Below are 12,783 nucleotides of genomic sequence, written 5' to 3' on the forward strand. Positions count from 1 at the left end.
TTATTATTCGTTGTCGTAAACAAAGAAACTCTTAGTTTCCTGAGATCTCAATGTTATCGATGTGATATCTTGTTGTTGGTCCAGGATCGGCTCCTGCATAACGGAACGCAATACGAACGTTACCATCAATACAAGAGATATTAATAGGTCCGACACCTTCAAAATCTCCAAAACCTCCACTTGGTCCAGTAGGTATAGATGCATCTAATTGCGTCCACTCTGTAGTGGTTACATCCCCTGTAAAATTATCCGTAATAAATGCTGTAAGAATATTACCGTTATCAAAATTTGCTTGGATATCGAAAGACAGCTCTTCTGCAGAAGATGCTGTAAGATCAATTTGTGGTGTTACTAACCAAACTTCGAATGGACTTTCTCCAGAGTTAAATCCAGAGATTTGCGCGTATTGGTTACCGCTAAAACTACCAACCACATAATCTAAACTTCCACCAGTAGTATTTACATTTAACCATCCTGCACCTTCTAAATCACTAATGCTTAATCCTGTAAAGTCTTCTTCGAAAACTACATTGGCACCACCACTAGTTCCGTCACACTCTAATACATTAGGATCACAACGGTTTTCATTATCGAATGCTAATCCTGTAACATCATTAAGCACTAAATTAAAGGTGTCACCAAAGAAGTTTTTGGTTAAAACTCCTGCGAAACTTCCCTGTTGTGTTGGTAATGTTAATGATTTAAAATCAGCAAAAGTACTTGTGCTTAATACAGCGGTAGCACCCGTATCACAACTTTCTAAATTTCTTTCTCCATCAAACTCATCACTAGGTTCTCCAGCAAAGGTTAAAGGGTCATTTCCTAGTACATCATTTCGATTAAACTGTACATTGTTAATCTGTACGTATAAATTAGTTAAATCATCAGAAAACTCCTCAAACGTGATTTCTAAAGGTGTAATTTCTGCAACCTCGGAAGATCTAAGAATTCTCTCTTCCTGTGAAAACGAAGGAATCTGATCTACCTCATCACCAGAAAGCACCCCAAGTGTTGCTACTCCATTTTCTGTTCCAATTGATAACCCTTCTAAATCGATAAATACTTTACGTCCAAATTCATAACTTGTAAATAACGGATTTACATCAATCAAAACTCTTAATCCAGCAGTAGGAGAGGATGGTGAGTTCTGAATTACAAATTCTTCAAAAAAGTTCCCTGCTTTATCACTAGACACAACATAACCTTCTAAATACTGGTTTGCTACTTCAAAAGTAACTTTAGCATCAGGACCATCATCATTTTGAGCTTGCGCTAAATCACCTAAAATACCACCAATTTGAACAAACGTACTGTTCTCTGGAAAATCAGGCTCCTCTATCACCAACGCAGGTGTTCTAAAATCATCGTCTTGTACACAAGCAGTAATAGTAACTGCTAAAACTAAAACGCTTATTAGTTTCTTTAAATTAATTGAATTCATTTTATAATATTTTTTTGTTGTGTTCATTTATTAAAAATTTTTTCAAATTTTTATTTAGTTTCCTGCTTTCGCAGGAATGACAATCTATATGGATACTCCAACTCAATGTTGGAGTGTGTTTTCTATAATTAAAATCTTACATATACATTTAGGTAGTATGAAGTACCAAACCCATAGAAATATCTTGGTCCAAAAACAGGTGTGTCGCGCTGAGCTTCTTCTAATGCTAATCTATAATTTGCGTTTCTAGCCTGTTCAAAACCACCAGTTCTATATTCTTTGTCAAATATGTTATTAATAGTAGCAAAGAACCCTATATAATAATCTTTTACTCTCCAAGACTTACCTCCTACCGCATTTACAAGAATATAGTCATCAAATTGTTCTTGTCTTAATAATTCTCTTGCAATGTTTTCATCATAATCGTTAAACGGTAATCCATCTACATCTTGATTAAAGTTCGATGATCTTGCAAACGGACTTACATCTATATATGCATTTGAAAAATAGTTTGCTGTTGCTCCAAACCACCAGAATTTAGGGTCTCGATACTCAAAACCAAACTGCGCTGCATTTTGTGGTCCTCCAGCGATACGATAATCTTCTAGAGAAGATTTTCCAAAGTAACGCACTCTGTCCAAATCTCCTGTAGTTTCTCCCAAGAAATCACTACTGGTACTTGCCACAAACAAATCAGGATCGTTAGCATATGTAAACTGTCCTATCGCAGCAGCTCCTTTTAATTTAATCGTAGGAGTAATTTGATATTCAATACCTAATTCAGCACCTATATGTTGCTTATCTACACCTGTAAGAATCTCCTGAACAAAACCAACATCAGATCCAGAGATAGCTTGCGTAAAGAAGAAAGATAATTCTGTCGCATCTTGTATCTTCGTATAATACCCTGTTAATCTTGCCTTTAACTTTGGTGTTCTTAAGATATAACTTGCATCAAAAGATTGAACTTTTTCACTTTCCTGACTTCCAGAAATTGTAGGTTCAGCCTCTATCAACTGAGCAATAGTTCTATTGTTTTGTCTAGAATTTGCAAAAGAGTTACGAATCGTTGGAGCTTTTGTAAAATATGTTCCATTAATATCAATAAGGTTACGACCATTGATTTTATAAGTAAAACCTCCTTTTGCACCATAATTCGTAAACTCTAACTTATCACTCTTACCAAAAGATCCTAAACGTCCTTCACCAGGAAAATATCCATTTTCAAATAATCCGTTTCTTTGGTAAGTCGTTTGAGAAACATTACCTCCCAAAAAGAAGTCTACTCTATTAAATTTAAACTGTGCTTGTGCAAAACCACTAACTACATCAGCATCTATTTCGTAATTATAGTCATATCGATCACCTACTCCAACAACTCTGTTACGATTTCGTAAATCACTTTGCGCTCGATCAGCTAATTGTTCTGGATTAAGTCTATTTTCTGGAGCTACATCATTATCTTGTTGAGCTCCAAACAAATCGACATCTAAAAAACCTCTTCCGCCTAATAAATCAGTTACTTCTGCAAAGTTCTCACTTTTTAAGGTTCTATAGTTTACAGCAGCATTTAATGTAATATTATCTGTCAATTGGCTATTTAATATCGAATTAAAAGTCCATTGCGTATCATCTATTCTATCTTCATATAATATGTAGGTAGAATTAACACCTCTTTGGGCATTTAATTGATTCGCTTGTATTAGCTGATTCCAGTTCAACTGCCCGTTTCTTACAAATTCTTGTTGTGCTAAGAATGCATTTTGAAAATCTAATGGTGTAGGGTTTGGATCATCTAAAAAAGAACTTGGTAAATAACTAGGATGAATTGGATTAGTATCTCTACTGGCTCCACCACCAGAGTAAGTATCTACTCCGTTAAAAGTAACTAATTCTGTACCTCCGTTATCAATTCGACTATTTCCTATCTTACCTGTTTGATACCCTATATTGGTATTTAACGTTGTTTTATCGCTGATATTCCAAAAGTGATTTAACATGAAAACGGGTTCTTCTATTTCTCGAACTCTTGAGTTTTTCTTTTCACCATCAAAATATCCCCAGTTTGGATTATACTGTCTTCCTTTTAGCCTAAAAACTTCTTCGGTAATTGCAGTCGATCTACCTCTTCTGTTTGGTGTATAAAAACTAGTTACATTAATGCTGTGTTGGTCATTAATTTTTTTCTCTACGGCTGCAAAGATAGAATTAGCATCATATAAGGTTCCTTCGATATATCCCTCGTTACCCATTCTTCTAGCCAGAGAAATGGTATATGCCCAACCATTACTCATTAATCCGGAACTATAGCTACCCATTACTCTACCGGTATAACTTCTATTAGAAGCTGCATAAGATAATCGACCTCCTTGTCTGTATTGAGAAGCTCTCATAATAATATTAGTCGATCCTGCCAGATCACCGAAAGTATAATCATTGGCAGAAATTCCCATGGAGAATTCCTGATTACGCTGAACATCATTTAGTCCACCCCAGTTACTCCACTGTGGTCTTCCATCGTTCAATTTATTCATTTCAATTCCATTGATCAATACCTTGGCATTTTCGTTACCAAGACCTCTTGGGCGGAAAAATGTAGCGCTAAAATCAAACGCTGCCGCACTAAGGAATACATCTCTTGATGCTTGTAATAATCCCGATACATTAGCAGATGCATCGTCATCACCATCATCTAATTCGTTATCCGTAAGGCTTATCGTACCTATTTGGATTTGTTCCTGATTTACATCATAATTTAGATCTATCGTTTTTAGATCTAACACACTTCCTTCATTAATAATTATAGGAAAACGCTTAGTGATATATCCATCTTTGGATATAACTGCTATTTGTTCTCCTAATGGTAGTTGTACGCCTCCAAAATCAAACTCCCCTAGATTATTAGTCGTTGCAGAAAGCAAAGTTCCTTCAATTGTAATAAGTACTTGAGTTAGATTTTCATTGGTAGATGCGTCAACAATTTTACCCTTTAATCCTGTTTGCTGAGCATTAGTCATAGCAACAGAACTTAAAAAAATCATTAAAAAGAAAAGATTCTTTTTGAGTTGTGACACTTTCATTCAATAATTGTTTTAGTTAAAAAATTAACATTTCTGCCGCGCAAAAGTACATGTTTTAAATAGAAAAGCTAATTTTGGCTCAAATTTTGGAATGTATTTTACAATAAGTTAATAATCAATTACATAATGAACGCAAAATATTTATTCATTTTTGCTTTTGTGCTTAGTCCTTTGTTTACTGTTCTTTCTCAAGAAAAGAAAACATATAAAGTTAATACAATTGCATTTTATAATGTGGAAAATCTTTTTGATACTCTGGATGATCCTATTACGTATGATGATGATCGTACTCCGAATGGAAAAGATCATTGGACAGAAGAAATTTATAAGGACAAGCTAAAAAATATGGCCAAGGTCATTTCTGAAATAGGTGCTGACGTAACAAAAAACGCTCCCGCCATCTTAGGAGTTGCTGAAATTGAAAATAGAAAAGTTTTGGAAGATCTTGCAAATGAACCCGTTCTTCTACCAAAAGACTATGGAATTGTGCAGTTTGATTCACCTGATCGAAGAGGTATTGATGTGGCACTATTATATCAGAAATCTCTATTTAGACCAGTGAATACTAGTGTGCATGAATTGCTTATTTATAGTAATAATGACGCCAAAAAGCGAGTGTATACCAGAGATCAATTACTGGTAAGCGGATATTTAGACGGTGATTTAATACATGTCATTGTGAATCACTGGCCTTCTAGAAGTGGTGGAGAAGCACGAAGTCGATATAAAAGAGAGGAGGCTGCCGCTTTAAACAAAAAGATTATTGACTCCTTATTTGATATTGATCCCTACGCCAAAATAATTACAATGGGCGACCTGAATGATGATCCAGATAATGATAGTGTGAAAAAAGTATTAGGTGCAAAATCTGAGAAAAAGGACGTAAAACTAAAAGGCTTATATAATCCGATGTATAATATGTCTAAAAAAGGAATTGGATCACTTGCCTGGAGAGATAGTTGGAACCTTTTTGATCAAATTATTGTTTCTAAGGGACTGTTAGATAAAGACTACAGCTCTTACAGATATTATAAAGCAGGAGTTTTTAATAAAAACTATCTTGCCAATCCAAGAGGAAGATATAAAGGTTATCCGTACCGAAGTTTTGCAAATGGAGCTTATACAGGAGGATATAGTGATCACTTCCCGGTTTATGTATATCTTATAAAAGAAAATAATTAATGGATAAGAAAAGTAGAGGTATAAAAAAAGGAGGCAATTGCCTCCTTTTTCATTAATGTCATATATAGATTTTAGTTTCCTTGACCTGCTGTTGAACAATCTTCAGGTAAAGCATCTCTTTGTGCTGCATAAGCATCAGCAGTACCACAATCACTAGATCTAAAAGAATCAATTGCGTCTTTTAACGCACTACAAGTTGCTGGAGTTTCTTCTGCCTGCCAATCAGCAAATGCTGAATCTACGTCAGCTCTAAGTTCCTCTACTACAGCATCACAAACGAAATCAACAACATCGTCCTCACCACAAGAAGTGAATCCTAAAGCCATACCGAAAACGGCAACAAACATAAGTTTTTTCATAATTTGGGTTTTAAAATTTAAATGTGAGCGAATATAGAGTAATATTTTATAATTAACAAAATATTTTGTTAATTATGAGTATTTTATCGAATTTTCCTACTTTTTATCGATTAGACCAACTTCTTCTACATCTATTGGTTTTCCAATATAAACTAAGAAGCTACCCTCATCGATTTGTTCCATTTTTTCGCTATAGGCTGAAATAATTCTTATAGAATTATTTGGTCCTTTAATAAAGAGAGGGATAATATCTTCATCTTCTTTAGTCAATTCAATTAATGAATCGTATTCCGCTCCATCATTAATTTTAATCTCCTGAATACTTGGATACTTTTCTGCTAGATTCATTAAAGTGTTGTAATCATCTGTATGTGAAAATAAACCCTCATCCGGATTATTATCAGGATCATTCATTTCTTCAGAACTTACTAGTCTAAATGATCCATTTTCGCCAAACTGATCTTTAAATTGTTGAATGGCAAACTTATTGATATCACTGTTACCAGTAAGCGCCATTAAAAATCCAATATCATTTAATTCTATATTGTTTTTTAATTGATCATTATAAATACTTCCTTCTAGCGCTTCTAAACCAAGGCTCTTAGCTTTCTTTATATTCTCTCTGTTACTATCTACTAATACAACATGGCGTTGATTCTTTTTTAAATATGAAGCAATCAAACGAGAAACCTTAGATGCTCCTATGATGAGTATACCTTCTGATTTCGTTAAAAACACACCTACCACTTTGGCAAATAATCTTGCAGTAGTAGCATTTAAAAGAACGGTTCCTAAAACGATCATAAAGACCAAAGGAGTAATATACTCCGCTTCTGGAATACCATTTTTAGCTAATTTCAAGCCAAATAACGATGCAATACCAGCAGCAACTATCCCTCGAGGACCTACCCAACTAATAAATAATTTCTCGTTTGTTTTTAATCCCGAGTTCATCGAACTCAGAAAAACACCCAAAGGTCTTACAATAAAAACAACAGCGGCAAAAAGTAAAATAGCATCCCAGTTATATATTAATTGTAATTCTTCAATATTGATATTTGCAGAAAGAAGAATAAATAAGATCGAAATCAATAATACACTTAATGATTCTTTGAAATATAACAATTCATCAAAATTAGGAAGATTCATATTTCCTAAAACCATACCCATTACTACCACAGATAATAAACCAGACTCATGAGCAAATACATCCGATAATACAAACACCCCAAGAACCACAGCAAGAGTAAAAACATTTAATAGATAATGTGGAATTATTTTTCTTTTGATTCCAAAAGCTAAAGCATACGCAAATGTGAAACCGAATGTGAAACCAAACAAAACAATCTTACCAAATTCTATAAACGCCTTTTTGGTAAAAGCTTCTCCCTCACCTACACTAATAAATTCAAAAACTAATACCGCAACTAAAGCACCTATCGGATCAATTAAAATACCTTCCCATTTCAGAACTGCAGAAATATCTTTTTTGAGAGGTATATTTCTTAGAATAGGAGTAATTACTGTTGGACCCGTAACAATAATTAGAGATGAGAATAAAAAGGAAATTGGCCAACTAAGATCAAAAATATAGTGCGCCGCAAATCCTGCTCCAAAAAATGTTACCACCACAGCAACAGTAATAAGCTTCAGGATTACTGGCCCCACATTAAGAATTTCATCTCTTCTAAGCGTTAATCCTCCTTCAAAAAGAATAATACTAATTGCTAAGGATACAAAATAAAATAAACTCTCTCCAGGAAAAAGTCCTTCGGTTCCATTATAAATAGGCTGTATCAGTTTTGTGCCGTCTTCAGTATATAATGTTGCAATAGGACCTACTAAGAGGCCAATAAGGATAAGAGGTAATATTGCAGGAATTTTAAATTTCCAAGCAACCCATTGTGCCAAAATTCCTAAAATAATAATACCGGCTAATTCAACCATGTTGCATTTATAAGTGTTACGATTAGCAAAATATGAGATTTTTTTTAGAAATTCATAGCGCAAATCAAATTTATGATCACTTAAAAGGTTTCCTAACATTTTTTACAAATAACAACTTTAGTGATCTGATGGATTACTTTCGCAAAAAACGTATATAAATAAGGACCTATTTTATGATTATTGCAGTAAAACCTAGAAAGATTGTTAAAAAGTCGAAAAATTAAATACTGATCCTTAACATTTTTTCTATTTTGCAAAAATTTTGAACCCACTTTAGAATATATAATGAGTGAATTTGATTTCTAAAATTAATCATATCAATAGATGAAATTACACGCTGTAAAAGCAGGAAACTTTAAACTAGATGGTGGAGCAATGTTTGGTGTTGTTCCAAAAGTTTTATGGAATAAAACGAATCCTGCTGATGCAAACAATCTAATAGATATTGCCGCCAGATGTCTCTTAATAGAAGAAGGAAATCGATTAATTCTTATTGATTCTGGTATGGGAGACAAACAATCTGATAAATTTTTTGGTTATTACTCCTTGTGGGGAGATGATAATTTAGATAAATCTTTGAAAGAAAAGGGATTCCATAGAGACGATATTACCGATGTATTTATTACCCATTTACACTTCGACCATTGTGGAGGTGTCGTAACATGGAATAAAGATAAAACGGGTTACGAAATGGCATTTAAAAATGCAAAAGTATGGAGTAATGAAAATCACTGGAAATGGGCCACCGAACCTAATGCTCGAGAAAAAGCATCTTTTCTATCAGAAAACATATTACCAATTCAGGAAAGCGGTCATCTTAATTTCATTTCTAGAACAGGAGAAGCCTTCCAAAGACAAACTGAATTAGGTTTTGGCGTGCTATTTGCTGATGGTCATACAGAAAAACAAATGATTCCACATATAACCTATAAAGATCAAACCATTGTGTTTATGGCGGATCTTTTGCCAACTGCGGGTCACATACCTTTACCGTATGTAATGGGATATGATACCAGACCGCTATTAACATTGCCTGAGAAAAAACTATTTTTGGAAAATGCAGCTAAAAATAATTGGTATTTGTTTATGGAACATGATGCTCATAACGAAATAATAACTGTACAGGAAACCGAAAAAGGTGTACGATATAAAGAAACATTTACTTGTAATGAAATATTTAATTAAAAATGCTATGAACCCCAAGTCTAATAAAATAATCTTTGCTTCCGTTGCCTCATCAATGCTATTGGTGGGTTGTGGTGCTCCTACAATAGTTTCTACTCCGATAGAAAATATTGATACAATTCCCTTAAAAAACATTGTATTAACAGAAGCACAATTAAAAAACTGGAATTCTGCGGATCTAAAGACAGACACAATTCCCGGAATGAGTGTAGATAGAGCTTACAATGAATTACTCAAAAACAAAAATGGACAAACCGTTATTGTTGCTGTGATTGATAGCGGTGTTGATATTGAACATGAAGACTTAGATGGTGTTATCTGGACGAATCCAAAAGAAATTAAAAATAATGGTAAAGATGATGACAAAAACGGGTATGTTGACGATATCCATGGTTGGAATTTTCTTGGAGATTCTGAAAATGAAAACCTCGAATATACTAGAATCGTAAAGAAGCTAAAACCAAAATTTGAAGGGAAAAACTTTGCTTCAGTAAGCGCTTCAGATAAGGAAGAATATCAAACATATATTTCCGCCAAAGCAGAACTAGAAGAAGAATATCAAAAAGCTGTTGGAACCAAAACACGATATGAGCAGATCGTGCAACAGGTAAAACCTTCTCATCAAAAAATAGCCGAAGTTTTAGGAAAAGAAGATTATAGTCAAAACGAACTATTAAACGTAAAAGCTGAAACCCCACAAATGCAACAACATGTTGCTTTGTTATCTCAAATGTTTGGTTTTTTAGAAAAAGGAGAAACAATTCCAGATTTGATTCATAATTTAGAAGGTGGTATCGAATACTTTACAGAACAACTAAACTATCATCTAAACCTAGACTTTAATGGAAGAACAATCGTAAAGGATAATGTAGATGATATTTCGGATGTTAATTACGGAAATAACAATGTTATGGGACCTAATCCAGATAAAGAAGGAATAAAACATGGAACACATGTGTCTGGTATCATTGCAGCAGAACGTAATAATGGAAAAGGAGTTAATGGAATTGCTAAAAATGTAAAAATTATGGCTATTAGAGCCGTTCCTAATGGCGATGAGTATGACAAAGATATTGCACTTGCTATAAGATACGCAGTAGATAATGGAGCTAAGGTAATTAACACAAGTTTTGGAAAATACTACTCTACACATCCAGAATGGGTTAGAGACGCGATAAAATACGCAGGAGAAAAAGATGTTTTAATTGTGAATGCTGCAGGAAATGAAGGTTTAGATCTAGATCAAAAAGCAGTGTATCCAAATGATCAAACGGATAACACCTCTGAAATTTCTAATAACTTTATTACCATCGGTGCTTTGAATTATGAATATGGTTCTAATTTAGTGGCAAGCTTTTCTAATTACGGAAAAAGTAATGTAGATGCTTTTGCTCCAGGAGTAAAAATATGGGCTACTACTCCATCAAATTCGTATGAATATCTCCAGGGTACCTCAATGGCAGCTCCTGCGGTATCTGGTGTGGCAGCATTAATTAGATCTTATTATCCTAAATTAAAGGCCACACAAGTAAAACAAATTTTAATGGATAGTGGTTTAAGTACAACTGCAACAGTTGTAGTAGGATCAGACGGTATCAAGTCTGATAAATTTACCGAATTATCCAAATCCGGTAAAATGGTTAATCTATATAACGCCCTTATTTTGGCTGAAAAACTATCAAAATAAAAAAACATGATCTCTAAAATAATCTCCATTGGATTTTTAATATCCATTTTCAGTGTTACGGCACAAAATAACACCAGCTACTGGCAACAACACGTTGATTATAAAATGAACGTGGATATGAATGTAAAAAATTTCCAGTATACCGGAACCCAAGAACTGGTTTATACCAATAATTCTCCAGATTCATTAAATCAGGTTTTTTATCATTTATACTTCAATGCATTCCAACCAGGAAGCGAAATGGATGTAAGATCCCGAAATATTGCTGATCCAGATCCTAGGGTAATGGATAGAATTAGTAAGCTTTCTCCAGAAGAAATAGGGTATCTAAAAGTATCTTCTTTAAAGCAAAATGGAAAAAAAGTACAATATGAGGTTGCGGGAACTATTTTAGAGGTACAACTCAATAAAGCAATTGCGCCAGGAGAAAAGGTAACCTTCTCAATGGAATTTAACGGTCAGGTTCCAAATCAAATTCGTCGATCTGGACGCAATAGTAAAGAAGGTGTTGCCTTGTCTATGACACAATGGTATCCGAAAATTGCCGAATATGATTTCGAAGGATGGCATGCAGATCCATATATAGCACGAGAATTTCATGGTGTTTGGGGTAATTTTGACGTAACTATTAACATTGATAAAAACTATATTCTCGGAGGATCAGGGTATCTTCAAAACCCAGAAGAAATTGGATACGGATATGAAAAACCTGGAACCAAAGTAAAACAAAAAGGAAAAAAGCTTGCTTGGCATTTTATTGCGCCAAATGTTCATGATTTTACGTGGGCAGCAGATCCAGAATATATTCATGACGTTGTACAAGTTCCTGATGGTCCTGTTCTTCATTTCTTATATAAGAAAAGTGACGATAAAGCATTTATAGAAAACTGGAAAAAGCTACAGCCTAAATCAGTAGATTTAATGAACTATTTTAGTACTACTATAGGAAAATATCCATACGATCAATATTCGATAATACAAGGAGGAGATGGTGGAATGGAATATGCGATGTGTACATTAATAACTGGAAAAAGAAGTTTTGGTAGTTTAGTTGGCGTAACGGCTCATGAAATGGCACACGCGTGGTTTCAGCATATTTTAGCAACAAATGAAGCTAAACATGAATGGATGGACGAAGGGTTTACAAGTTATATTTCTACTTTAGCGATGGATAAGGTAATGGAGCAAAACAAACCAAATCCTATGAAAGGTATGTATCAAGGATATTTTCAATTAGCCACATCCGGAATAGAGCAACCGCAATCTACTCATGCTGATCGTTTCTCTAGAAACGGAGCCTATGGCGCATCTGCTTACGCAAAAGGTGCCGTTTTTATGGCACAACTTGGATATGTTATTGGACAAGAGAACCTAACCAAAACTATTAAAAAATACTATAATCAATGGAAATTTAAACATCCTACACCCAATGATTTCAAACGTATTGCTGAGAAAGTTTCAGGAATGCAGTTAGATTGGTATTTAACTGATTGGACACAAACTACAAATACTATTGATTATAGTATTAAAGATGTTTCGGAAAAAGGAAATACCACCGCAGTAACCTTAGAACGTTTAGGACTAATGCCAATGCCTATAGATATTTATGTAGAATATAACGATGGTAGTAAAGAATCATTTTATATTCCTTTAAGAATGATGAGAAAAGAAAAAGCAAACCCTTTTCCTAAAACAAAGAGAGCTGTTCTGTCGGATTGGACATGGACGCACCCAACATATACATTTAGTATTTCTAAACCTAAATCTGACATAAAATCCTTGAAAATTGATATTACCGAGCAAATGGCGGATGTAGACAAAAAGAATAATGAATATTCTTCAACACAACCGTAAATATTAAATTTGTTTTTAAAAGATAAAACCCAGAATTGACACGATCAA

General features: G+C 34.1%; 8 protein-coding genes. 4 read left to right on the plus strand and 4 right to left on the minus strand.

Annotated elements, in window-relative coordinates; translation table 11 throughout:
• Window positions 1-31 precede the first annotated feature (31 nt).
• Both Q1B37_RS16490 and Q1B37_RS16495 read right to left on the minus strand, forming a co-directional pair.
• On the minus strand, window positions 32-1,441 hold the full coding sequence (locus tag Q1B37_RS16490; RefSeq protein ID WP_299609740.1) for a DUF5689 domain-containing protein: 1,410 nt from the start codon (window positions 1,439-1,441) through the stop codon (window positions 32-34).
• Between the two features lie 128 nt (window positions 1,442-1,569).
• On the minus strand, window positions 1,570-4,521 hold the full coding sequence (locus Q1B37_RS16495) for a TonB-dependent receptor (RefSeq protein WP_299609737.1): 2,952 nt from the start codon (window positions 4,519-4,521) through the stop codon (window positions 1,570-1,572).
• A 126-nt stretch (window positions 4,522-4,647) separates the two neighbouring features.
• On the opposite strand from Q1B37_RS16495, the gene Q1B37_RS16500 reads away from it, so the two are divergent.
• On the plus strand, window positions 4,648-5,703 hold the full coding sequence (locus Q1B37_RS16500; RefSeq protein ID WP_299609734.1) for an endonuclease/exonuclease/phosphatase family protein: 1,056 nt from the start codon (window positions 4,648-4,650) through the stop codon (window positions 5,701-5,703).
• 71 nt (window positions 5,704-5,774) lie between these two features.
• Here the strand turns inward: Q1B37_RS16500 and Q1B37_RS16505 are convergent, their stop codons facing one another.
• Complete coding sequence (locus tag Q1B37_RS16505) at window positions 5,775-6,062, minus strand: hypothetical protein (RefSeq protein WP_299609732.1); 288 nt, start codon at window positions 6,060-6,062, stop codon at window positions 5,775-5,777.
• 96 nt (window positions 6,063-6,158) lie between these two features.
• On the minus strand, window positions 6,159-8,009 hold the full coding sequence (locus Q1B37_RS16510) for a cation:proton antiporter (protein WP_299900717.1): 1,851 nt from the start codon (window positions 8,007-8,009) through the stop codon (window positions 6,159-6,161).
• Between the two features lie 324 nt (window positions 8,010-8,333).
• Between Q1B37_RS16510 and Q1B37_RS16515 the strand changes: the two genes are divergently transcribed.
• The 3 genes from Q1B37_RS16515 to Q1B37_RS16525 are packed head-to-tail and all read left to right on the plus strand — an operon-like array spanning window position 8,334 to window position 12,735.
• Window positions 8,334-9,194: an MBL fold metallo-hydrolase gene (locus Q1B37_RS16515; RefSeq protein WP_299609727.1), complete on the plus strand. Its 861-nt coding sequence runs from the start codon at window positions 8,334-8,336 to the stop codon at window positions 9,192-9,194.
• Window positions 9,178-10,881 (plus strand): S8 family peptidase, encoded by a 1,704-nt coding sequence (locus tag Q1B37_RS16520; RefSeq protein ID WP_299900307.1) that lies wholly within the window; start codon window positions 9,178-9,180, stop codon window positions 10,879-10,881. Before Q1B37_RS16515 ends, Q1B37_RS16520 begins: the two co-directional genes overlap by 17 nt.
• Window positions 10,882-10,887: 6 nt before the next feature.
• Window positions 10,888-12,735 (plus strand): M1 family metallopeptidase, encoded by a 1,848-nt coding sequence (locus tag Q1B37_RS16525; RefSeq protein WP_299609722.1) that lies wholly within the window; start codon window positions 10,888-10,890, stop codon window positions 12,733-12,735.
• Window positions 12,736-12,783 lie beyond the last annotated feature (48 nt).

Source organism: uncultured Aquimarina sp., from assembly GCF_947492965.1.
Lineage (GTDB): Bacteria > Bacteroidota > Bacteroidia > Flavobacteriales > Flavobacteriaceae > Aquimarina.